The following is a 24132-nucleotide window of genomic DNA, read 5'->3' as shown; positions in this document are numbered from 1 at the left end:
CGTGCGCGCTCAGCCGGCCCACGCGGACGAGCGGATCACGCTGCAGAAGTTGCCCGCACGGAAATGCGGATCCTCGTCCGCGAGCACGTCGGCCTTCACGTTGCCGAACGTCGTGCCGGGCTTGTGCTTGATGCCGTCGTAGAACGCCTGAATGATGTCCTCCTTGAAATGCGGCGTGCGCGGATGCGCGCGCACGACCGCTTCCCGCTCGGTATCGCTGTATTCCGGGTAAGTGAGGCCCAGTACGTCCATCTCGACGCCCGCCGTGACCAGCGCGACAACCGGATGCATGTGCTGCGGGATGCCGGGCGTGGTGTGCAGCGCGATCGAGGTCCACACGACATCGATGTCCTGTTGAGAAATCCCGTTGCCCTTCAGGAAATCGCGCGCGGCGTTCGCGCCGTCCACTTCGAAGCGCTCGCATGCACTGCTGTGCCGGTGCGTGAGTCCCATGTCATGAAACATGCAGCCGCAATAGAGCAGCTCGGGGTCGTACTCGAGCCCGCGCCGCCGGCCCGCCAGCGCCGCGAAATAGAACACGCGGCTCGAGTGGTGGAACAGCAGCTCGGATTCGGTATCGCGCACGAGCTCGGTGATCTCGCGCGTCAAACGCGTATCGGGAAGGGTGATGCCGGCGACGCTCACAGTCATGATCGACCTCCATGGAAGACACCTTCGATTTTCCGGAGTCCGACGGGTGTCTCCAATGGACGTATCACGCCGAATCCTGCCATTTCGCGCGACGAACGGACATGGTGCCTGCGCGGCGAAGAAAGCGCTCCTATACTGCTGCGCATCACGTTCGATACGACACGCAATCGATCATGCCGAAGGTCGTGGGTATTTTCGCCGTTCCGGGCGTTCAACTGCTCGACGTCTCCGCGCCGCTCGACGTGTTCGCGCAAGCGAACGCCGAGTGCGGCAAGCCGTTCTACACGTTGCGGATCATCGCGAGCGGGCCCGGGCCGATCCGCAGTGCGTCCGGCGCACGGCTGCTGCCCGACTGGATCGCGCCCGACATTCCGGAGCGCGTCGACACGCTGCTGGTCGCCGGCGCGCCGCGCGCCGGCCAGATCGTGCTGCGCACCGACGTCCTCGCGTGGCTGCGCTCGGCGGCCGTGCAAAGCAGGCGCTACGGCTCGATCTGCACCGGCGCGTTCATCCTCGCGGCCACCGGCCTGCTGAAAGGGCGCCACCTGACCACGCACTGGGCCGCCGCCGATGCATTCGCGCAGGCGTATCCGTCCGTCACCGTCGACGCCGACGCGCTGTACGTGCGCGACGGCAAGCTGCGCACCGGCGCCGGCGTCACGGCCGGGCTCGATCTCGCGCTCGCGCTGGTCGAGGAGGATCTGGGCCGCGAGATCGCGCGGCGCGTCGCCGCGCAGCTGGTGATGTTCTTCAAGCGCCCGGGCGGGCAGCTCCAGTTCAGCCGCACGGGCGAGGCGCGCCCCGCCGGGCGTTCGGTACTGCAGGAAGTCCAGCGCTGGATCGCCGCCCATCCGGAACTCGAGCATTCGGTGGCCGGGATGGCGAAGCATGCGGGCATGAGCCCGCGCCATTTCGCGCGACTGTTCCGCGCGGAAGTCGGCATGACGCCGGCCGCATGGGTCGAGGCGACCCGCATCTCGGCCGCCCGTCGGTTACTCGAGAACGGCCACGACACGCCGAAGCAGGTCGCCGCGAAATGCGGCTTCGCAAACGTCGATACGCTCAGGCGAGCGTTCACCCGGCATGTCGGCATCACGCCGGCCGAATACCGGAAACGGCAGGCGACCCTCGCTGCGTGATGCGAAGCGTGCGACGCTGACGGCCCCGGCAAAATAATTCGGAATACGATTCACCCGATCATTCCGTTGCTGCGCCCATCGACCCTATCGCGCTCCGCAGGCCAAGCCGCGCCTCGCCGACATGCCCTCAATCGTCAGACGAAATCGCATGCCGCGCGAATCGTTTACCCAGTTGCAATAATGATTCGCTGCAACACGTATTTCCGACCGGTAACGCGATCGTTACGATGCAATCAACCGCTGAACGCCACGAGCGAAGCGCGAAATCAACAGAACCGGAGGTCACCATGAAGTCGTTCATCACTGCTGTCGTCGCCGCAACTGCCCTGTCCGCATCGTACGGCGCATTCGCCCAATCGAACCCGTCGGGCCAGCTGACGCGGGCCCAGGTGCGTGCGGAACTCGTCCAGCTCGAACAGGCCGGCTACAAGCCCGAAGTGTCCGATCAGTATTACCCGCGGGCGCTGCAGACCGCCCAGGCTCGCGTGACGAACGCCGATGAAACCGGCTACGGCGCGCAAGCAGCCGCCGGTGCACGCGCCGGCCGCGCGATCGCGGTCAAGCAGGAAGGCCGCGACTCGATCTATTTCGGCCAGTAAGCCGGATACGCGCTGGCGTATTCGCGACGTATTTCGATACGCAGGTCGTACGCGCCACACCCCGCTCCCGTTCATCGGGGCGGGGTGTTTGCTTTTCGGTCTCCGCTCCCGCCGCCGGTCATGCGCCGCGCTGCGCCGTTCACGCAAGCGTCCGGTGTTTGCGCATAGAATGGCCGCGTGGTCGGCGTCGGCCAGAACGCATGCGAGCGGTGTCACGACGCCCGCTGGCCGGCCCGATGTCGCACTCGGCGCATTTTTCGAAAAGGAGCGGTTTCATGTCTCAAACATCCGGTTCCATGATCACGTTTCGCCGTCCGGACGGCCAGGAACTGCAGGGCTATCTCGCCACGCCGGCACAAACCGAAGGCGCGCCCGCGGTCGTCGTCATCCAGGAATGGTGGGGGCTGAACGACCAGATCCGCGGCGTCGCGGATCGCCTCGCGCGCTGCGGCTACTTCGCGCTCGTGCCCGACCTGTATCGCGGCAAGTCGACGGTCGAGGAAGAAGAAGCGCACCACCTGATGACCGGCCTCGATTTCGGCGACGCCGCGTCGCAGGACATTCCCGGCGCGGTCGCGCACCTGAAAACGCTGGCGCCGCGTGTCGCGGTGACGGGCTTCTGCATGGGCGGCGCCCTGACGCTGCTGTCGCTGCAGTACGCCGACGCGGACGCCGGCGTCATGTGGTACGGCCTTCCGCCGCTCGACTACATCGATCCGGCCAAGCTGAAGGTGCCGCTGATGGGTCACTGGGGGACGCAGGATGCGTTCTTTACGATCGACCAGGTCGACGCACTGGAAAAGAAGCTGACCGACGCGAAGGTCGGTTTCGAATTCCATCGCTATCTCGCGCACCATGCGTTCGCGAACGAAACGGCGGTCGGTCCCGGCCGCATCGCCGGCACGCAGTTCGATCCGGTGTGGTCGGAAATGGCGTGGGATCGCACGCTCACGTTCTTCGGCCGGACGCTGTGGACCAAGCAAGCGTAACGTAACGCTGCTCACCGCACGCACGACGGTATGAAGGAAAACGCCACGGACTTGCGTCCGTGGCGTTTTCGTTTTCACAACCGGTCGGGTCGGCGGACAGACTTGGCCTGGAAGCTCCCGCCGTGCCGTCGCGCCTATCCGTTCGTCGCTGTCTGGTAATCGACCGGCGCATCCGGCGCGCGCGGCGTCTCGCCGGCGCGCTGAATCCAGCCGCCGCCCAGTGCGCGGTACAGGTCGACCAGGTTCGTCCAGCGTGCCAGACGTGCGCTGATCAGCGACTGCTGCGCGGCGTACAGATCCGTCTGCGCGGTCAGCACCGACAGGTAGCTGTCGACACCGTTCTTGTAGCGCAGGTCCGACAGATCGAAGCGTCGCTGCTGCGCGTGCTCGTTGCGCTCGAGCGCCGCGATCTGCTGGTCGTACGTGCCGCGTGCGGCCAGACCATCCGACACTTCGCGGAACGCCGACTGGATCGCCTTCTCGTAGTTCGCGATCTCGATGCGCTTCTGCACGTTCGCGAGATCGAGGTTCGCGATATTCTGCCCGCCTTCGAAGATCGGCAGCGCGATGCTCGGCGCGAACGACCACGCCGCCGTGCCGGCCTTGAACAGGCCGCCCAGCGTCGGGCTCGCGGTGCCGAACGCGCCCGTCAGCGAAATCTTCGGGAAGAACGCCGCGCGCGCCGCGCCGATATTGGCGTTCGCGGCCAGCAGCGTCTGCTCGGCCTGCATCACGTCAGGACGACGCGTCAGCAGATCCGACGGCAACCCGGCCGGCACGTCCGTCAGCAGGTTCTGCGCATCGAGCGGCATGCCCGCCGGCAGATCGTCCGGCAGCGGCTCGCCGATCAGCAGCACCAGCGCGTTCAGCGCCTGCGCGCGGGCTCGCGCCTGCGCCTGCTGGTTCGCGAGCGCCGTCTCGACCACCGTCTGCGCCTGACGCAGCTCGAGCTCGGAGCCCGTGCCGTTGTCGAACTGCAGCTTGGTCAGGTCGTACGATGCCTGCGCGGTCTTCAGCGTGTCCTCCGTGACCTTCAGCAGGTCATCGGTCGACAGCAGCGTCAGATATTGATCCGCGACCTGCGACACCAGCGAGATCTCGGACGCCTGTCGCGCGTACGACGTCGACAGGTATTGCGCGAGCGCCTGGTCCTTCAGGCTCTGCACGCGGCCGAACAGGTCGAGTTCCCATGACGCGGACAGCCCGACGTTGTAGGTCGTCGTGATGTTCCGGCCCGGCACGGCCGTCAGCGAATTCGGCAAACGCTGACGGTTGCCCGTACCCGTACCGTCGAGCGTCGGGAACAGCCCCGCACGCGTGATCTGGTACTGCGCACGCGCGGCCTCGATATTGAGCACCGACACGCGCAGGTCGCGGTTGTTTTTCAGCGCGATCTCGATCAGCCGCTGCAGGCGCGGATCGACGAAGAACTCGCGCCAGCCGATGGCAGTCGCCGCCTGGCCATTCGCGCTGCGCGCGCCGGCCGCGCCCGGCTGCGTCGCGTAGACGCCGCCGGCCGGGTACGCCTGCGCGACGGGTGCGTCGGGCCGCTTGTAGTGCGGCGCCATCGTGCAGCCCGTGGCGAACAGCGCGGCAGCCAGTGCGACCGCGGCTGCAGTCAAAGCATGTTTTTGCATCGTTACTGCCCCTTCGAATCGTTTGCGTCGTCGTGACCGCCCTGCAGGTCGCCCTGCACGAGACGCCATGCGTCGTCGACGTTTTCCGTCTCGCCGCTGAAGATCGCGCGAACCCGCACGAAGAACATCGGGATCATGAAAATGGCGAGGAACGTCGCCGTGATCATCCCGCCGATCACGCCGGTGCCGATCGCGTGCTGGCTCGCCGACCCCGCGCCGTTGCTGATCGCCAGCGGCAGCACGCCCAGCATGAACGCGAGCGACGTCATCAGGATCGGACGCAGCCGCAGGCGCGCCGCCTCGATCGCCGCGCGCACCGGCCCCATGTTCCCGCCCGCCTGCAGCTCGCGCGCGAACTCGACGATCAGGATCGCGTTCTTCGCGGACAAGCCCACGGTGGTCAGCAGGCCGACCTGGAAGAACACGTCGTTCTCGAGGCCGCGCAGCATCGTCGCGAGCAGCGCGCCGACCACGCCGAGCGGCACGACCATGATCACCGAGAACGGGATCGACCAGCTTTCATACAGCGCCGCGAGACACAGGAACACGACGAGGATCGAGATCGCGTACAGGATCGGCGCCTGCGAGCCGGACTGGATTTCCTGGAACGACAGGCCCGTCCACGAGTAGCCGATGCCTTCCGGCAGCTTGCTCGCGAGCGCTTCCATCGCGGCCATCGCCTGGCCGGTCGATTTGCCTTCCGCGGCCTGCCCCTGGATTTCGATCGATGACACGCCGTTGTAACGCTCGAGCTTCGGCGAACCGTAGATCCAGTGGCCGGTCGAGAATGCGCTGAACGGCACCATCCCGCCCGCGCTGTTGCGCACGTACCAGATGTTCATGTCTTCCGGCGTCATCCGGAACGGCGCGTCCGACTGTACGTACACCTTCTTGATCCGGCCGTCGGTGTCGAGGAAGTTGTTCACGTACTGCGACGCCCATGCGATCGAGAACGTCTGGTCGATCGCCGCGGCCGTCACGCCGAGCGCATTCGCCTTCTCGCGGTCGATGTCGACCTTGTACTGCGGCGTATCGTTCAGGCCGTTCGGGCGCACCAGCGCGAGCGCCGGATCCTTCGCGGCCATCCCGAGCAACTGGCCGCGCGCGGCCATCAGCGCATCGTGGCCGAGACCGGCGTTGTCCGTCAGCTCGAAGTCGAAGCCGGCGGCCGTGCCGAGTTCCGGAATCGACGGCGGGTTGAACGGAATCACCATCGCGTCCTTGTACGTCGAATAGTGCGCGAAGGTCCGGCCGATCAGCGCCTGCACCTTCTGGTCCGAACGCTGGCGATGCTCGTACGGTTTCAGCTTCACGAACACGAGGCCCGCGTTCTGGCCGCGGCCCGCGAAGCTGAAGCCGTTGACCGTGAACACCGAGTCGACCACGTCCTTCTCGGCGGTGGTCAGGTACGTGTTGATGTTGTCGAGCGTCTTGCCGGTCGTTTCCTGCGTGGAGCCGGACGGCGTCTGCACGATCATGAACATGTAGCCCTGATCCTCGTCGGGCAGGAACGACTTCGGCAGACGCGCGAACATCACGCCGACCGCGAGGAACACGGCGAGGTAGATCACGAGCCAGCGGCCCGAGCGCCGGATCACGTGGTTCACGCCGCTCGTGTAGCGATCGCGGCTGCGATCGAAAGTCCGGTTGAACCAGCCGAAGAAACCCTTCTTCTCTTCGTGATGCCCCTGCGGGATCGGCTTGAGGATCGTCGCGCACAGCGCCGGCGTCAGGACCAATGCGACCAGCACGGACAGCACCATCGCCGACACGATCGTCAGCGAGAACTGCCGATAGATCGCGCCGACCGAGCCGCCGGAGAACGCCACCGGCACGAACACCGCCGACAGCACGAGCGCCACGCCGACGAGTGCGCCGGTGATCTGGCTCATCGCCTTGCGAGTCGCCTCCTTCGGTGACAGCCCTTCTTCCGCCATCACGCGCTCGACGTTCTCGACCACCACGATCGCATCGTCGACCAGCAGGCCGATCGCGAGCACGAGGCCGAACATCGACAGCGTGTTGATCGAGAAACCGGCGAGGCCCATGATCGCGAACGTACCGAGCAGCACGACCGGCACCGCGATCGTCGGGATGATCGTCGCCCGCAGGTTCTGCAGGAACAGGTACATCACGAGGAACACCAGCACGATGCCCTCGATCAGCGTCTTGACCACTTCCTCGATCGACAGGCGCACGAACGGCGTCGTGTCGTACGGGTAGTGCACGACGAGACCGTGCGGGAAGTACTTCGACAGCTCGTCGATCTTGGCCCGCAGCGCGTTCGCGGTCGCCAGCGCGTTCGCGCCGGTCGCGAGCTGGATGCCGAGGCCGGCCGTCGGCTGCCCCATGTACTTCGTGTCGAACGTGTAGTTCTCCGAACCCAGCGCCGCGCGGCCGACGTCCTTCAGGCGGACCTGCGAGCCGTCCTGGTTGACCTTCAGCAGGATGTTGCCGAACTGCTCGGGCGTGCGCAGCAGCGTCGATTCGGTGATCGTCGCCTGCAGCACGGTGCCCGGCTTCGCCGGCGTGCCGCCGATCTGGCCGCCCGCGATCTGCACGTTCTGCTGCGTGATCGCGGCCGTCACGTCGGTCGGCGTGAGGCTGTAGTTGGTCAGCTTGACGGGGTCGAGCCAGATCCGCATCGAGAACTGCGAACCGAGCAGCAGCGTCTGGCCGACGCCGTTCACGCGGCTCAGCGGATCGAGCACGTGCGAAGCCACGTAGTTCGTCAGGTCCTCCTTCGACATCCGGCCGTCCTCGGAGTTGAACGCGAACCACATCAGCCAGTTGCTGCTCGACTTCGTGACCTGCATGCCGAGCTGCTGCACGACCTGCGGCAGGTTCGGCGTCGCGAGCGACAGCTTGTTCTGCACCTGCACCTGTGCGACGTCCGGATTCGTGCCCGGCGAGAACGTCAGCGTGATCGTCGCGTTGCCCGAATCGTCGCTCGTCGACGACATGTACAGGAAGTTGTCGAGCCCGCTCATCTGCTGCTCGATCACCTGCGTCACCGTGTCTTCCACCGTCTTCGCGGAAGCGCCCGGATAGTTCGCCTGGATCTGGATCGTCGGCGGTGCGATCGTCGGGTACTGCGCGATCGGCATCTTGAAGATCGAAGCGACGCCGGCCAGCATCAGCACGATCGCGATCACCCACGCGAAGATCGGGCGATCGATAAAGAACTTGGCCATGAAACGGACTCCCTGTTATTGCGCGCTCGACGCGGCGGCCGAACTCGCTGCGGCGCTGGCCGCGGTAGTCGCCGGCGCGGCGCTTGCCGATGTGGCGGTGGCGGCGTCCGGCGCCGGGGCGAGCTGCGCGGGGACGGTCTTCACGGTCGCGCCCGGGCGCACCTTGTCGACGCCTTGCACGATCACGTGATCGCCCGCCTGCAGACCGCCTTCGACGATCCAGTTCTGGCCGTACGTGCCGGTCGTCGTCAACGGACGCATCTCGACCTTGTTGGCCGCGGTCACGACGAGTGCGATCGCCTGCCCCTTCTGGTCGTGCGTGACGCCGATCTGCGGCACGAGGAACGCGTTCTCGTTCACGCCTTCCTCGATCCGTGCACGCACGAACATGCCCGGCAGCAGCACGCGGCCCGGGTTCGGGAAGATCGCGCGGATCGTCACCGAGCCGGTGGTCTGGTCGACCGTCACGTCCGAGAACTGCAGCTTGCCCGGCTCCGAATAGGTCTTGCCGTCTTCGAGAATCAACGACACCTTCGCCGCGCCCGGACCGGTCGTCTTCAGACGGCCGCTCTGCACGTCCTGACGCAGCTTCAGCCCTTCGAGGCTCGACTGCGTGAGGTCGACGTACACCGGATCGAGCTGCTGCACGGTCGACATCAGCGTCGCCTGGCTCGCCTGCACGTAGGCGCCCGGCGTCACTTGCGAGATGCCGACGCGGCCGGTGATCGGCGACACGACATCCGTGTAGCCGAGGTTGATCTGCGCGGTGTCGACCGCCGCCTTGCCGGCCGCGACGTCCGCCGCGGCCTGCCCTTGCGTGGCGACCGCGTTGTCGTAGTCCTGCTTGCTGACCGCGTTCGCGGCGACCAGCACCTTGTAGCGCGCGACCAGCGCGTTCTGCGTGACGAGGTTCGCCTGCGCCTTCGCGAGCGTCGCCTTCGCGCTGTTCAGGGCCGCGACGTACGGCGCCGGATCGATCTTGTACAGACGCTGGCCGGCCTTGACGTCGGTGCCTTCGGTGAATTCACGACGCAGCACGATGCCGTCGACCCGCGCACGCACCTGCGCGACGAGGAATGCACTGGTGCGGCCCGGCAGTTCGGTCACCGCCGGCACGGCTTGCGGCTGCACGGTGACGACGCCGACTTCCGGCGTTTGCGGCGGCGGTGCCGATTCTTTTTTCCCGCACGCGGCCAGGAAAACGGCAGCCGTTGCGGCAGTGATTAAGCGGTATGGAACCCGTTCGACGCGCATGGAGCGACCTCTCACAATTAGACGACCTTCAATGGGAATCACCAGATCTCCTCATGGCCCTGACACGCGGCGGACCTGCAGCTTCCGGCCCACCGCGGATGCGGACGCGTGTTGCGGGTGTGCGTTGCACCCTGCGGAGCGTTCGTGCGCCGAACTGCTTCCGAAAAAGAACGGCGAGCCCGCGGCCCCGGCGGGCTCGCGTTGCCGTGGGATCAGCCGGCCCGCTAGCGCGTGGGCCGGAATGCGGCGCCTGCGAATTCGACGAACGCGCGCGCGGCGGCCGGCAGACGCGCGGCACGCGCATGCGCGAGCTTCAGCGTGACGGGCGCGAGCGGGCGGACCGGGGCCACGCGCACGAGCGTGCCGGCCGCCAGATCCGCATCGACGAGATACGCGGGCAGCACCGCCGCGCCCATGCCGGCGACGGCCAGCCGCCGCGCCATCTCGAGATGGCCGACGCCCGTATTGCCGGACGCCGCACCGGATCGAATCGCGGCCGCCGGGTCGTCGTCGGCCGCGGGCAACTCCAGCCGCACGGCCGCGAGTTCCGGCCAGTCGCCCGACGCAGCGGCGCCGCCGTGCGCGGCGACGTAGCCCGGCGCCGCGACGCGCACGGTTTCGTATGCAGCCAGCGTATGCAGCGCGTGCGCGCCGGACACCGGCATGCCATCCGTCAGGAACGCGACGTCGATGTCCTCGGCAGTCAGGTCGACATGGGCATCGGTCAGCGTCACGGTCGGCCGCACGTCCGGAAACCGGTGCACGAAGCGATCGAGCAGCGCGCTCAACTGGCTGAGCCCGAACGCGACCGGCGCGGCCACGCGCAATACGCCTTCCGGCTTGCTGCCCATCGCGACGAAACGACCGTCGATCTCGTCGATCGCACCGAGAATCCGCTCGACGCGCGCGAGATACAGCTCGCCGATCTCCGTCAGCGACTGGTGGCTCGTGCTGCGTTGAAGCAGGCGCGCACCGAGGCGCGTCTCGAGCGCATCGACCAGCCGGCTCGCCATCGCCGTCGACACGCGCAGCCGCGTCGCGGCCCGGCGAAATCCGCCTTCCCTTGCCACCGTCACGAATGCCCGAATCGATTGAAGTTGGTCCATTTGTCCGGATTCCCCTGCGCGAACGACTGCCCGTCTGCCTGCACCCCGACGCCGCACCGCCACCCGCCCGCATCGGCCCGGCCAATGCGGCGGCGCCGACGCCGGCTCCGCCGGGTCGGTCGGCACGCTCGCGACGGGCACGAGCCAGCTTGCAACGGCCGCAAACCAGCCTCGGCAAGCCCGATGCACGATCATTCAGTAGCAGTCCTGATTCTTTTCCCGCGATGCGCGGCGATGACGCGCGCGGCAAGGCCGGCGGCGGCCGCGCATCACGCGGACGGTGTTGCCCGCATCATCCGGGCACGCTGAAACCGCATTTCCTTCAGCAGGTGCAATGGTAGGGAAACCGCCGGAAAATGGCTTGCCCGATCCTGCGATTGTTTTGCCTTAATTTCCGAATTTGTGCGCTGCACACGATGCCACGACGGGCGATGCGTCCGCCGCCATGCAGGTCCGGATGATCGGGCTAATTTCGGACAGGTTTAGGCAATCCGGCGCACGCAACTGGCCGTACGATGTGACCGCCGTGCGTGCAGCTCGACAGGGAATCGCCGCCGCGCGCATGGCATCGCTCACTCCGCCAACCGCTCACGCAACATGGAAATCGACGCTCGAACGCCACTGCAACCGCGCACCCCGCCGGATCACGACGCGCGATCGCGAGCCGGCGCGCCCGCCGCGGCCCGGCTGGCGACGCTGATCGCCGCCTATGCACCGCACGACGGCATGTTCGACCTTCCGCTGCGCGGCATGCGCATCGCGCGCGCTTCCGTGCCGCCGCCGCAATGGAACCACGGCGTGCACCACGCGTGCCTGAGCATCGTCGGGCAAGGCGCGAAGTCGATGCGGGTCGGCGACGATACCTACACGATCGACGAATCGCGGATGCTGGTCGCAACGGCCGACCTGCCGGTGACCGGCCGCGTGACGCGCGCGAGCCCGGCCGAGCCGTTCCTGTACGCACAACTCGAACTCGATCCTGCGCGCATCGCGGCGCTCACGCCGGTCGTCTTCCCGCGCGGACTGCCGAAAGCCGTCGACTGCCGCGCACTCGACACGCACGACGCGACGCCGGAAATCGTCGACGCCATCGCGCGGTTGATGCAACTGATGGCGCAACCGGACGACCTCGACCTGATCGCGCCGCTGATCGTCGACGAAATCCTCATCCGGCTGCTGCGCGGCCCGTCGGGCGCGCGCGTCGCGCAGATCGGCGACGCCGGTTCGACGACCCAGCGCATCTCGCGCGCCGTCGCATGGATTCGCGATCACTACCTCGACCCGATGGTGGTCGACTCGCTCGCGCGGCAGGTGGAGATGAGCCCGTCGACGTTCCACCATCACTTCCGGGCGGTCACGTCGATGAGCCCGTTGCAATGCCAGAAGGTGCTGCGACTGCAGGAGGCGCGCCATCTGATGTGCCTGTCGGCGATGGATGCGCGGCAGGCGTGTCGCAGCGTCGGCTATGTGAGCGCGTCGCAGTTCAGCCGCGAATACGCACGGCTGTTCGGCGACGCGCCGGGCCGCGACGTCGCGAGGCTGCGCGGGGAAGCGGTGCCGCTGTCGCGCATTGCACCATGAAGGAATATCGGGGGGCGACAAAGCGACTCGTCACCCACCCGATCGCAGGGGCGGTTAGACCCTCACGCGAGCGACGGCGGCGCTGCCACGCTGACGTCGACGCGTTTCGGCAGGATACCGGCCTGGTAGAACACATCCGCGATGCGCTGCTGGTACGCGAGCGTGTCGCGGGTGACGGGCTCGACACCGAAGCGGGCGCGGCGAAACGCGAGCGCCACGGCCGGCTCCGGAATCCCCCAGAGCTTCGAGAATTCGGCCGCGCCCTGCGCGCGGTTCGCATCGAGCCAGCGCTGGACCGTCGTCAGTTCCGACACGACCGCGTCGAGCACGTCGGCATTGCGCTGCGCGTACGTGCGCGACGCGAAGTAGTAGCTGCGGTTCTCGACCAGCCCCGTGCCATCCGCGACGATGCGCGCGCCGAATGCCTGCTGGACCACCGCGAGAAACGGATCCCAGATGATCCACGCATCGACCGAGCGGTTCTCGAATGCCGCCCGCGCATCGGACGGCGACAGCCACACCGGCGTGACGTCGGCATAGCCGAGCTTCGCGGCCTGCAGCAGCCGGACCAGCAGGAAGTGCGTATTCGATCCCTTCACCAGCGCGATGCGCTTGCCGCGCAGGTCGGCAAAGGTCTTGACCGGCGAGTCCTTCGCGACGACCACCGCTTCGGTTGTCGGACCGGCCGGCGTCTGCGCGTAGTAGACAAGCGGCGCACCGGCCGCGAGCGCGAAGATCGGCGGCGCTTCGCCGACATCGCCGAAATCGATCGATCCCGCGTTCAGCGCCTCGAGTTGCGGTGGCCCCGACGGGAACTCGGTCCACGTGACGTTCACGCCGAGTGTCGCGAGCTTGCCTTGCAGCGTGCCGCGCGCCTTCAGCAGGCTGAGCGGCCCTTTCTGATAACCGATGCGCAACGTACGCGTGCCGGCCGCGCCGGCCAGCGCAAGACCCGGGTGGGCGGCGGCGCCTGCCGCGAGTGCCAGGCCGGCATGAAGCAGCCGGCGGCGGATACTGGAGTGTCGATCTGCCATGTCGTTTCGGGTTCGATGAAGGAGGCGCGGCCGGAGCGCGCGCATGCGATGAAGCAGGTCGAACCGATTCTAAAAGGGGGCCGCTGCGCGCCGAACCAACGATGTTCGATATCGAAAGCAAGCGTTTTCATAAGGGCAATGCCGATGGCACGGGCATCGTTGTCAGGAACGATCGGCGCACATGCGTTCGTCACCCGCCTTTAATGCAGGACTACCAATTATTTTCATCGAACAGAGAGACAGTGCGCGGTACTCACGTACCGACCATGCGTGAATCAGTTCAGGAATGACGGGCGGCGCAACAGGCGTTCAACGCGGCCTCGTCGGCGGCCAGCATCTCCGGCACGCATTCCCGCAGGAAATCGACGAACGTGCGGATCTTCGCATCGAGATACTGACGCGACGCATACAACGTATAGACCGTCAGCTTCTGCAACCGGTAATCGGGCAGCACGCGCACCAGCGCACCGCTCGCGAGCGCGGGCAGCGCAGCCGACATCGGCAGCGAGCCGATCCCGAGCCCCGCGCGCAGCGCGGCGCCGAGCGCATCGGCGATGTTGACCTGGAAATCCGGCAGCGGCAGCTCGAACGTTTCTCGACCGTTCGGACCGTCGAGATGCCAGCGATCGCGCGGAAAGAGCGGCGTGACGATCTGCAGGCACGCGTGCCCGGCGAGGTCGCTCACCGTGCGCGGCGTACCGCGCGCCTTCAGATACGCAGGCGACGCGCACAGCACGCTGCCCACGTCGCCGAGCCGCTGCGATACCAGCCCGGAATCGGGCAGCTCCGTCGTGCTCAATTGGAGCGATACGTCGTAGCCTTCGTCGATGATGTCGGGCACGTGCTGCGACAGCGTCAGCTCGACCGCGACCGACGGATAGCGTTCGCGGTAGCGCACGACCGCGGGCACCACGTAGGACTGGCCGAAACTCGTCGTCGCGTGCACGTGCAGCCGCCCGGACGGCTTCGCCTGTGCATCGGCGGCCTCGGCTTCCGCTTCGTCGATATAGCCGAGGATGCGCTGGCAGCGGTCGAGATAGCGCTGCCCGGCGTCGGTCAGCGCGATGCGGCGCGTGCTGCGGTTGAGCAGGCGCGTGCGCAGATGCGTTTCGAGTTGCGCGACCGAGCGCGATGCGTAGGCCGTCGTGATGTCCAGACGTTGGGCCGCGCTCGTGAAGCTGCCCTCCTCCGCGACCCGGACGAAAATGCGCATCATCTGTAACGTATCCATCGACCTGTCCCCGGGATTGTCACGTCGCGCCGCCGTGCCGACAGGGTGCCGGCGGCGCCGGCACACGCCGGTCTGGCGCGAATTGTGCGGAACAGTACAGCAGCGTTGCAGACGTGTCCAGTTCGCCGTACGCGGCGTGATCCGGATGCCGAATCGTGCTGCCGAGCAGCCCGCCGCGCGGGATCCGGGCCGGGCGCACATACGTATCGAACGTACCGACAGGCCGACAGCATCGGGCCGGCAAAAACTACCCGTCGACCGGCATGCCGCCGGCCCGTCGATCGACGCCCTTCGCGCCTCGCGCGTTACGCGGCGCCCGCTGCATCGAACGGATTGCGCAACACGATCGTGTCGTCGCGCTCCGCGCCGGTCGTGATCATCGAAACCGGCGCGCCCGCCACGGTTTCGATGCGCGCGATGAAATCTCGCGCCGCGCGCGGCAGCGCCGCACGCTCGCGTACGCCCTTCACGGAGCCTTGCCAGCCTTCGAATCGTTCGTAGACCGGCTTCGCGCGCGACTGCGCATCGAGGCTCGCGGGCAAATGGTCGACGCGCGCGCCGTCGAATTCGTATCCGACGCACAGGTCGATCGACTCGAAGCCGTCGAGCACGTCGAGCTTGGTGAGCGCGAACGAATCGATGCCCGAGATCCTGACGGCCTGGCGCAGTTGCGCGGCATCGAGCCATCCACAGCGCCGCGGCCGGCCGGTGTTGACGCCGAATTCCTGTCCACGCGCGCGCAGCGTTTCGCCGGTGGCGTCGGTCAATTCGGTGAGGAACGGGCCACCGCCGACCCGCGTCGCATACGCCTTCGTGACACCCAGCACGTGGCCGAGCTTCGCCGCACCGAGCCCGGTGCCGGCCGCCGCGGCCGATGCCACGGTGCCAGACGACGTCACGAACGGGTACGTGCCCCAGTCGATGTCCAGCATCACGGCCTGCGAGCCTTCGAACAGAATGCGCTCGCCGCGATCGGTCGCGTCGTTGAGGTCGGCCCAGACCGGACGCACGAACGGCAGGATCTTCGGTGCGAGCGCAACCAGCGTCGCCAGCATCGCGTCGCGATCGTACGCGTCGAGCCCCAGGCCGCGGAACCATGCATTGTGATGGTCGACGAGCACGTCGAGCTTGGCCGCGAGCCCGCCCGGTTCCGCGAGATCGCCGACACGCAGCCCGCGACGGCCGACCTTGTCCTCGTAGGCCGGCCCGATGCCGCGCAGCGTGGTGCCGATGGGCTCGCGGCGCAACCGCTCCTGCGCCTCGTCGATCGCGCGGTGAATCGGCAGTACCAGCGTCGCGTTCTCCGCGATCGACAGGTTGTCCGGCGTCACCGACAACCCGAGCTCGGCCATCCGCCCGATTTCCGCGAGCAGCGCTTCGGGGTCGAGCGCCACCCCGTTGCCGATCACGCCGCGCTTGCCGCGCACGATGCCGCTCGGCAGCAGCGCGAGCTTGTACGTGTTGCCGCCGACGACCAGCGTGTGGCCCGCGTTGTGCCCGCCGTTGTAGCGTGCGACGAGATCGGCCTGTGCCGCCAGCCAGTCCACGACGCGCCCCTTGCCTTCGTCACCCCATTGGGCGCCCACGACCACCACGTTCGGCATGCTCCGTACTCCATGTGAGAAATTCAGACACTCGTTCGGCCGCATGGGCCGTTTGTATGCCATATTGACGGAGCCGGATCACCCGATCAAACGATTAAACCTGAACCATCGTGTGATGAAATCTCACACGAAACGATGCCATGGCCCGACGTCTCCCTCCGTTGAATTCGCTGCGCGCGTTCGAAGCCGCCGCGCGCCTCGGCAGCTTCACGCTGGCCGCCGACGAGCTGTGCGTGACGCACGGCGCGATCAGCCGGCACGTGCAGCAACTGGAAGCGTGGCTCGGGCGACCGCTGTTCGAACGCCACAACCGGCGCGTGGAACTGACCGCGGCCGGGCGCGCGTACCTCGCCGAGGTCGGCGCCTCGTTCGACCGGATCGCGCTCGCCACCGCGCAGCACTTCGGCCACGCGCAGCAGCGCGTGTTGCGCGTCAGCGCGCCCGCGACGTTCTCGCTGCGCTGGCTCGTCCCGAAGCTGTCGTCGTTCCAGGTCGCGCATCCGGCCATCGAGGTGCGGCTGTCGACGTCGAACGAGCCGATCGAAAAGCTGCGCGACAAGGTCGACCTGATCGTGCGCGGCGGCCCGCAGGCCATCGACGGGTACGTCGCGGAGGAATTCCTGTCCGAAGTCCGGCTGCCGGTGTGTGCGCCGAAGTTGCTGGAGGGCCGGTCGCTGGATACGCCTGCCGATCTCGCCCGCTTCACGTTGCTGCACGCGGCGACCTATCCGGGCATGTGGCCGGAATGGCTCGCAGCGGCCGGGCATCCGAATCTCGTCCCGCGACACTCGCTCACGCTCGAGCATTTCTACCTGACGCTGCAAGGCGCGCTCGACGGGCTCGGCGTCGCGATGGGGCCGATCGCGCTCGTCGCCGACGACATCGCCGAAGGCCGGCTCGTGCAGCCGTTCAGCGAACCGGCGCTGCCGCCGTGGCGCTACTTCACGTATGTGGCATCCGCGCGGGCGGACGACGACGCCGTACGTGCGTTCAAGGACTGGTTGAAGGTGACGGGAAGCGCGACTGCGTCGGGCGGGCGGGATTGACGCTTCGGCATGCCGGCCACGCGCCTTCAAACCATGAAGGATTCCAAATCAAATGAGGTAAATGTCCGGAACGTGTTCGCCTGTGCGCATCGCTTGATCGCAATGCAAACGGCAAGCCGCGGATCGAACCGTGGCTTGCCGCCGGACCTCGCTTACTGGCTTGCTGCGGCGCCGGCCTTCTTCTCCGCGTTCTGCAGGTTCTGCGGATAGTTCGGATCATTGGCCGCCGGCTTGTAACCGGCGTCTTCGAGTTTCTTCAGCTCGGCGGTGTTCTTCGCACGCGCGGCCTTGCGTTCGGCTTTGCGTTTGGCCCGGGCCGCCTTGCGCGCTTCGCTCTTCGCGGCCTTTGCGTCCTGTGCAGCCGCCGCAGCCGGTGCGCTGGCGGCGTCGGTCTGCGCGAACGCCGGAACGGCCGAGCCGAACAGGAAAGCGGCTGCCGTAGCAGCCAGCGTGAGTTTTCTGATCTGGATTCGCATCGCTGAACTCTCTTTTTTGATGACCATCACGGTTTGAAAAACCATCGAGATACCGCCCCTGCCCTGACCGGTCGTCATGTCGCGATCAGGACCTGTGCATCATAACCGTGTCGCAAAAAATATGGCGCCATCGTGCAACGGCATTGGGGATACACGTATGGGAGACGACGTGGCTCGTGCGTTCGATGACGGGCGCAGTCGTACCGGACACGACGCGCGGCGTCGATGGCTGTTTCATGGGTGGTGATATCGATACGCTCATGCGCGACGTGATGATCGTCGCGCTCGCACGATCACCGCAGCAACAGTCGGTCCGTGCGTTACGTCGTCGTTCGATGTAGCTCGAGCGACGGTTCCTCCCATAAACGACCACGATTCGGTTCTTCGGCGATCGAGACGGTTACGTTGCGCCGTTGCGGTGTTCGGTCATTGATTCGGCAGGTTTCGCGACACTGTGATGCCGAAGGTTACCCGTGGACGACCGGCAGGTCTGACGAAAAAGGTGAGTGCCGTGCGAGCGGTGAAAACGCCGGCCTGGTCGGTCTCACGGATGTGCTGAACCCGGCATGAGGAGCAACGCTCGTCTGATGGATGCGCACATCACCGTGGTCACATGCTCGTCCCCGTGACGATACTTGCCGACGCACCAGCCATCACACATGGACGCCACCCGTTGTTGTTTGCTCCCATCGACGGTTCCCTATCTGAACGAAGCTGCTACCTGCACAGCTTGCTTATACCTGTGCTCCACCTGATCGGTGAGCCTTTACGGGATTCGGCGTTTTTGAAAAGGTGAGGGATGTTCGGGAGCATCGGCAGAATCGGGTGCGGTGAGCGTCGGATCCGGCGACATCTTCACGTTGCCTCGTAGCGATGTCGATGAATGCCTGAATGCCGTCAAGATCGGCGCGGCGGTCCGGCCCTCTGTGCGGTGGCCTTTCGGCGTGAGGTTGCTTTCGGGCCGTTGTACGAATTTCTCGTTGCCAGTGACGGGCACAGGCATGACGACTCTCGATCGTGGCTCCAAAGGTAGAAAAACGGACGGGACGTGGGGATGGAAAACAGCCCGGCGCGGATAACCTGCTTGCACAGTCCACAGGCTAAATTTGGCGAGCAGCGTCACCGGCGATCGGCAAAAACTTGTCCACAGACGAAGCGGCGCGAGTACAAAAAACCACTCGCCGGCAGCCCGGGATGATTTCGAACTGCTGTGGAGGAAACCGACCGGATCCGTTCCGCTGGTCAATCACAGGTGTCGCTGGAGCCACGAGGCACGTTTTTCCGTCCCATAAACGGGAACCTCTACGCCGAATCCGGGGATTTCCTCCCATAAGTTTCTACGTTTCGGTATGTGTGAGTGGGCACTCACCTCTTCGGGATGCCTTGTCAGGCTTGGAGCCATCAGAAAACCGGTGCGGCAGACAGGGCGGAGTCGGCATGAATCGAGGGGTCCGGGGCTTCGTCTCCCACAGACGACTCCCATTGGTAGCGGTTTATGGGGTTCGTCTTTCTGTGCAAGCACACGTGTGTTTACATCTTTGGTAAAACCACGTTTACTTCTTTAACTACTTTTAGACGGCTCACAGCCTTATCTGGCAAGGCTTTGAGCGGTATTCGGTACCCATTTATGGGAGCACAGGTGGACGGGTTTGGGGTTTCAGGTCTGTGGATTTGGGGTTTGGGGTACCACGCTGTGGGGAATCAGGGTTGTGGATATGGGGCGAACGTATCCGGTTATGGGAAATCGGCCGGAAATTGCGTTAGGTAGTCGTCTATGGGAACGCATGAAGGTAGCCTTTTATGGGCGACTTTTCTCGATCGGAAGTTCGTTGCGTGCACAGTGATTTTCTTTGGGTAGCCGGTTATGGGGAATCAAGAAGGTAGCCGGTTATGGGAGCCGGACTGAATCGATTCGTTGTCCTTTCCCTCGCGCACCCCGTAGCGCTTTCCCATAGACAGGACCGGTGTCATCGACAGGTTACCTTTTATGGGGAAAGCGAATGGTTGCCGTTTATGGGCACGATTTCTACGCTCGGGACGGCAAGCAATACGTTTGACGGTGCTGACAGGTACCCTCCTATGGGAATCGACGAAGGTAGCAGGTTATGGGAGAAAACGGCGGTTGTGCTGCAAGGGCACCACGAATCCTCCCGACCATCCCGATTCCGCGCGTTTGCCCCCATGGATGGGTACCTTCGTGGTGGCAAATCTTGTGCCGGGTTTGCGTGGTCGCCCAGGAAAGGTAGCGGCTTTTGGGAGGCCTTTTTGGCAAAAGGTAGACGGATATGGGGCCTCGCACAAATCGATGAACCAGAATTTTTCCTTTCATATCTGATGGTTAGCGCAGATAGTGAAAGTGATGCTGGAGCACGGACGTTGCTCCGCCGCGCGAAAAGGTATAAAGTCCGCTCTCAATAAGGCAACCTTACCCGGACACCACGATGCCGCGCAAGCCGGCAAGCAAAGGCTCAGACAAACAGGTTTCGCTGTTTCAGACACCCGAGCCTCCCGACCTGTTGCGCAAGGCGGTCCAGGCGATTCATATCGCACCGAAGTCCGGAAAGATCGGTCTGCAGCAGCGCAAGATGTTCAGCTCGCTGATCAAGAACGCGCTTCGGCAGGAGGCGTTCGAACCCGCCGGACGAGCTTCTCGATCTCGATCGCGTCGCTGTCGCACGAGAGCGGGTTGAACAGCAACAACACGAAGTACGTGAAGGACACGGTCAACTCGTTGATCAGTACCGTCGTCAACTGGGACTACCTGGCCGCGGACCGTTCGACGGTCTGGAAGGCGTCGGGCCTGCTCGCCGGCGCGGAGCTCGAACAATCGGTGCTGAAGTACAGCTTCTCCGACCAGATTCGCAGCGAACTGCTCAATCCCGAAATCTACGCGCTGATCGATATGCGGATCGCTCGCGAGTTCCGGCGATCGCATTCGCTCGCGCTGTGGGAAAACACGGTGCGCTACGAAGGAATCGGCATCACCGCGAAGATTCCGTTGCCGAAATTCCGTGACCTCATCCTCGGCCAGGACAAGGCGTCGCAGTCGTACAAGGAATACAAGCTGTTCAAGAGCAAGGTGCTGGTGCCGTGCATCCAGGAGGTGAACGAAGTATCGACCACACGCTCGAGCTGATCGAACACAAATCCGGCCGCAGCGTGGAAGCCGTGCAGTTCAAGGTGACGCGCAAGCAGAGCACCGATACGGTCGAGGACGGCGACGTCAAGAACGAAGCGCTGGTCGAGGAAGTCGCGAAGTTCGGCATTCCGCGCTCGGAAGCGCGCCGGTTGATCACGCAATACGGCGTGCAGCGCATCAAGGCGGCGATTGCCTATACGCTCAATCGGACTACGAAGAAGAATGCGACGCCGGTCGACAACGTCGCCGCGTATTTCCGCAAGGCGCTGACGCACGGCTACACGCTGGCCGACGGTCAGGGCACCGAAACGGCCGCACCGGCGAAGGAATCCGCGCAGAGCAAGGCAGGAGCAGATCCGCGACAAGTATCTGGCGGCGAAGGTCGAGGAAGCCGGCGCGTATTTCCGCGAGCTGGGAGATCGACGACCAGACCAAGCTGATCGAGCGCTACAACGAGACGGTGGCGGGGTCGAAGGACCTGACGCTGTCGCGAAGAAGAAGGCGAGCAAGCTCGCGCAGACGAGCTTCTTCCGATGGCTGGCGCTCGATACCTGGGCGAGCCGACCTCGGACGACTGCTGGAATTCCTGCTGAAAAGCAGCCTCGCAGGCAACTGAACGCGGCCTCGCCGTCGTGCGCGCCGTGCGCCGAACCGTGTTGCGGTCCGGGTTCGCGGCGCAGTGCGAAGACGAGGCCTTTCGTCGGTGGCGCGTTACTTTGACGTGGCCGTCGCCAGATCCGCCACGTACGCGTCGATGACGGTCTTGAGCTTGTCGGCAAGCGCTTCCTGGTGGGATGCGTCGACGCCCTTGAGTTGCAGATCCAGACGCCCGTCCGGATACGTCTTCAACTGGCCGATCGCGCGCGATTCGAGCGCGAAGTCGTGACGAACGCTGTAGCGCGTGCGTCCGGCCTTCTTGGTGCCGTCGCTCTGCGCACGCAGGAAATTCTCGAGATCGCGGACGGATTTTTTCCGGTCGATCACGGCCGTCAGCAGCCGGTCGGCCGTCGGCTCGCCCAGGCGTTCATAGATCAGTTTGAGGAAGTACGCCGCCTGCAGACCGACGACGTCGTTCGCACTGGCCATCCGCTCCAGCAGCGTGTTCGGCAGCGCGTTGAGCGACAGCGTCTTGCTGATCGAGGCCTTGTCCTTGCCGATTTTTTTCCGCCAGGTGTTCTGGTCGGAAAAGACCTTCTCGTCGAGAGACGTTTCCACGCACCGCATCGTCGAAGATCGTCTGGCGTTCGTGGTCGTGGTTCGCGCGATACGCGATCGTATAGAGCTGCTCGGGCGTGTGATCCGTGCGGAACGTCGCATTGATCGTCTCGTCGCCGTTGATGCTCGTCGCACGCAGCCGGCGTTGCCCGTCGATCACGACGAGCTTGCCGGGAAACTCGGGGAGTCGCGTGACCTTGATCGGCTCGATCTGCCCTTCCCGTTTCAACGTCAGTGCGAGCTCGTGCAGGCTCGATTCCGAGTAGAACACACGCGGATTGAACGGGTTCGGGATGCAGTCCTTGACCAGCACCTTCTGCGGCGCGCCAAGATCGGCCGTACCGGCGGGCGTGGCGGCGGCCGGAGCACTGGCGGGCGTCGCTTCGACGACCGCAGCCGGTGCGGCCGTCGGCTCGGGCAGCCGCGTTTCGAGCGCCGCATTTTCCTGCGCGAGTCCGCGCAACAGGCCGGCCGCGAGATGCAGGTTGCCGGTCGGTTTCTTGTCTTTCGAGGTGTCCTTAGCCATGGGCGGCTCCGGTAGCGCGCGTCGACGCGATGTATTGGGCCATTTCCGTGACCAGCCTTTCGATTTCCGCGCGGGCTCCTTCAGGCCCTTCAGGGTATCGATTGTGGTGATGGATCGTGGTGCCGAGCGCGAACGTCTGACGATAGACCTCGCGTTGCGCGATCTGGCTGTCGAGCAGATGCTCCCCTATTTCTTCAGCCCTTAGAATTTTTAAAATTTCTTCACGCATTTTAGTTTTTCCATTGACGCTATTCAGCATCAATGCGAAGAAAGTTGAGGATTTCGAACGGCGCGCATCGACTCGATCATGCGGATCATCGCGACGTGCTGTACAAGTCGGCCGGCGAAGGCGAAAGCGGCACTAGCAGAAGTCGGCTACTTCGAGGACGGATGCAATACGCGGATCTTCCAGGTTGCCGGGGCAGTCGACGACGATCACGTCGAAGTTCGCGTCCTGCTTCTTGATCTCACCGCCGATACCGCGGCCCGCGGGAGCCAGCGAAAGGACCGTCATCGGCAGCGTGTTCTCGCCGCTCGTGACCCAACGGACGGAAGTGCCTTGAGGGTCGGCATCGATCAACGCGACCTTGTTACCGCCGGCTCGAAGGCAGCCGCGATGTTGACGGAGATGGTGTCTTTCCAGTCCCACCTTTTTGATTACTGACGGCGATCTTGAAAGCCATTAAATTCCTCCACGGATTTTTCGTAATATATGCAGTTATTAACGGAATGTCCAGAAAAGCGTTCGAAGCAGAGGATATTTTGTTGATCGTTGTGGTCGTTACGTGACAAGTGGGCCGAATGGCTAAGGCGTTACTCGTACTTATTGATCCAAGAAAACAAGTCAGTCGCTCATGTTTGTAAAATCGAACGACAAGCACGAGCCAGTTCGCCGTCTTCGGCAACGATCGCGAAACCTTTTCTCAGAGAGTTGATGTCTCGTCGTGCTTCAGTCTGAGACGAAATTCGATACAAATCCGGGGCGCTGAGACCCCGGTAACGAGGAAGAGCCGGTTGTCACGTGACAAGTCGCCGGATATCGATTTCTCCGAGTGCTACGTCGAGCGAAAGTTTTCGATTGCGACCTGGAGCGCGGGGTAATCGCTTCACTCTAATTATCGATACACGGGCGCTAAATCGCGGACGTCTACCTGGGAAGATGAGTTGTCACGTGACAAACAATCCCAAGGTGCTGTCTCGGATAGGGGATTTGTGGTCAGTTAAGAATAGTTGTTGCTGGTCGACGCTCGCGGCGTGGAGGCATATTGTCGGGGAAACGCACGAAGTTGATAGTTTTCGCCGAGGTGGTTTGTCCGTGTGTCCATCGGTGAGTTGTCACGTGACAACAGGACGCGATGCCGGGAAGTTCAAGCGATGGCGACTCTATGGCGAGGAGCGCCCCGTTGCTGTCGCAAAGAAACGGCTTGGGGCTGCGAGGCCTTGGCACGATCGGTTGCGCGGCCAAATTCCTGCCGGCGTGCGGACCCTCAAGGGCGGACGCAATGCTGCCGAGCTCTGTCGCAAAGGCTGCATGGGGCTGTCATGATATGTCCCCATTTATAGGAGCGCGACCCTGCGTTTCCACGCGTGCCGGCCGATAGGGTAGGTTGCTTCGTGGCCGCCAGCCGGTGCCTGCGCTGGTGGACTGTTGATGCCGGAGATAGCCGCAGGTATGAACTGCTACTGGCGCTGAATCCATACGTCAGAGGCA

The 24132-nt window shown here is 64.7% G+C and carries 16 protein-coding genes and 3 pseudogenes; 8 read left to right on the top strand and 11 right to left on the bottom strand.

Annotation, left to right across the window (positions count from 1 at the left end; all coding sequences use genetic code 11):
• Positions 1 to 9: 9 nt before the first annotated feature.
• Positions 10 to 651: an HD domain-containing protein gene (locus tag DTA15_RS32225; protein ID WP_006483509.1), complete on the bottom strand. Its 642-nt coding sequence runs from the start codon at positions 649 to 651 to the stop codon at positions 10 to 12.
• Between the two features lie 173 nt (positions 652 to 824).
• On the opposite strand from DTA15_RS32225, the gene DTA15_RS32220 reads away from it, so the two are divergent.
• The 3 genes from DTA15_RS32220 to DTA15_RS32210 all read left to right on the top strand — a co-directional run bounded on the left by DTA15_RS32220 (position 825) and on the right by DTA15_RS32210 (position 3378).
• A complete protein-coding gene (locus DTA15_RS32220) occupies positions 825 to 1790 on the top strand; it encodes a GlxA family transcriptional regulator (RefSeq protein WP_012493824.1) in 966 nt (321 codons plus the stop codon).
• A gap of 287 nt (positions 1791 to 2077) precedes the next feature.
• Positions 2078 to 2389 (top strand): DUF4148 domain-containing protein, encoded by a 312-nt coding sequence (locus tag DTA15_RS32215; RefSeq protein WP_006483511.1) that lies wholly within the window; start codon positions 2078 to 2080, stop codon positions 2387 to 2389.
• Positions 2390 to 2664: 275 nt separating this feature from the next.
• Positions 2665 to 3378: a dienelactone hydrolase family protein gene (locus tag DTA15_RS32210; protein WP_006483507.1), complete on the top strand. Its 714-nt coding sequence runs from the start codon at positions 2665 to 2667 to the stop codon at positions 3376 to 3378.
• Positions 3379 to 3512: 134 nt separating this feature from the next.
• Here the strand turns inward: DTA15_RS32210 and DTA15_RS32205 are convergent, their stop codons facing one another.
• The 4 genes from DTA15_RS32205 to DTA15_RS32190 all read right to left on the bottom strand — a co-directional run bounded on the left by DTA15_RS32205 (position 3513) and on the right by DTA15_RS32190 (position 10569).
• Positions 3513 to 5015: an efflux transporter outer membrane subunit gene (locus DTA15_RS32205; RefSeq protein WP_006483503.1), complete on the bottom strand. Its 1503-nt coding sequence runs from the start codon at positions 5013 to 5015 to the stop codon at positions 3513 to 3515.
• Positions 5016 to 5017: 2 nt separating this feature from the next.
• Complete coding sequence (locus DTA15_RS32200; protein WP_006483510.1) at positions 5018 to 8209, bottom strand: efflux RND transporter permease subunit; 3192 nt, start codon at positions 8207 to 8209, stop codon at positions 5018 to 5020.
• Between the two features lie 15 nt (positions 8210 to 8224).
• Positions 8225 to 9463, bottom strand: a complete 1239-nt coding sequence (locus tag DTA15_RS32195) for an efflux RND transporter periplasmic adaptor subunit (RefSeq protein ID WP_006483505.1) — start codon at positions 9461 to 9463, stop codon at positions 8225 to 8227.
• 224 nt (positions 9464 to 9687) lie between these two features.
• Positions 9688 to 10569 (bottom strand): LysR family transcriptional regulator, encoded by an 882-nt coding sequence (locus tag DTA15_RS32190; protein WP_012493825.1) that lies wholly within the window; start codon positions 10567 to 10569, stop codon positions 9688 to 9690.
• A gap of 597 nt (positions 10570 to 11166) precedes the next feature.
• Here DTA15_RS32190 and DTA15_RS32180 point away from each other — a divergent pair.
• Positions 11167 to 12150 (top strand): AraC family transcriptional regulator, encoded by a 984-nt coding sequence (locus DTA15_RS32180; protein ID WP_006489075.1) that lies wholly within the window; start codon positions 11167 to 11169, stop codon positions 12148 to 12150.
• Between the two features lie 62 nt (positions 12151 to 12212).
• On the opposite strand, the gene DTA15_RS32175 is transcribed toward DTA15_RS32180, so the two are convergent.
• Positions 12213 to 13184, bottom strand: coding sequence for a sulfonate ABC transporter substrate-binding protein (locus DTA15_RS32175; protein ID WP_006489094.1), 972 nt, complete (start codon positions 13182 to 13184; stop codon positions 12213 to 12215).
• A 101-nt stretch (positions 13185 to 13285) separates the two neighbouring features.
• Between DTA15_RS32175 and DTA15_RS38775 the strand changes: the two genes are divergently transcribed.
• Positions 13286 to 13474, top strand: coding sequence for a hypothetical protein (locus tag DTA15_RS38775; protein WP_154317705.1), 189 nt, complete (start codon positions 13286 to 13288; stop codon positions 13472 to 13474).
• Here DTA15_RS38775 and DTA15_RS32165 read toward each other — a convergent pair.
• A complete protein-coding gene (locus tag DTA15_RS32165; protein ID WP_012493826.1) occupies positions 13465 to 14415 on the bottom strand; it encodes a LysR family transcriptional regulator in 951 nt (316 codons plus the stop codon). The two genes, DTA15_RS38775 and DTA15_RS32165, sit on opposite strands and share 10 nt — an antisense overlap.
• Positions 14416 to 14720: 305 nt before the next feature.
• Complete coding sequence (locus tag DTA15_RS32155; protein ID WP_012493827.1) at positions 14721 to 16019, bottom strand: adenylosuccinate synthase; 1299 nt, start codon at positions 16017 to 16019, stop codon at positions 14721 to 14723.
• A gap of 140 nt (positions 16020 to 16159) precedes the next feature.
• Here DTA15_RS32155 and gcvA point away from each other — a divergent pair, with 140 nt between their 5' ends.
• A complete protein-coding gene (gene gcvA / locus DTA15_RS32150) occupies positions 16160 to 17065 on the top strand; it encodes a transcriptional regulator GcvA (RefSeq protein ID WP_006489079.1) in 906 nt (301 codons plus the stop codon).
• A gap of 152 nt (positions 17066 to 17217) precedes the next feature.
• Here the strand turns inward: gcvA and DTA15_RS32145 are convergent, their stop codons facing one another.
• Positions 17218 to 17586, bottom strand: a complete 369-nt coding sequence (locus tag DTA15_RS32145) for a hypothetical protein (RefSeq protein ID WP_006489073.1) — start codon at positions 17584 to 17586, stop codon at positions 17218 to 17220.
• Positions 17587 to 17726: 140 nt separating this feature from the next.
• Here DTA15_RS32145 and DTA15_RS38770 point away from each other — a divergent pair, with 140 nt between their 5' ends.
• Positions 17727 to 17882, top strand: coding sequence for a hypothetical protein (locus tag DTA15_RS38770; RefSeq protein ID WP_162470861.1), 156 nt, complete (start codon positions 17727 to 17729; stop codon positions 17880 to 17882).
• Between the two features lie 2100 nt (positions 17883 to 19982).
• Positions 19983 to 21296: pseudogene (locus DTA15_RS32135) on the top strand (replication initiation protein).
• A gap of 95 nt (positions 21297 to 21391) precedes the next feature.
• On the opposite strand, the pseudogene DTA15_RS32130 reads toward DTA15_RS32135, so the two are convergent.
• Positions 21392 to 22421 (bottom strand): annotated as a pseudogene (locus tag DTA15_RS32130) (ParB/RepB/Spo0J family partition protein).
• A pseudogene (locus DTA15_RS32125) lies at positions 22414 to 23104 on the bottom strand (AAA family ATPase). The pseudogenes DTA15_RS32130 and DTA15_RS32125 overlap by 8 nt, the downstream one beginning before the upstream one ends.
• Positions 23105 to 24132 lie beyond the last annotated feature (1028 nt).

Source organism: Burkholderia cenocepacia (genome assembly GCF_900446215.1).
In the GTDB taxonomy this organism is placed as follows: Bacteria; Pseudomonadota; Gammaproteobacteria; order Burkholderiales; family Burkholderiaceae; genus Burkholderia; species Burkholderia cenocepacia.
The sequence above is the reverse complement of the archived record's forward strand: the minus strand, read 5'-3'. Positions and strand labels throughout refer to the sequence as shown.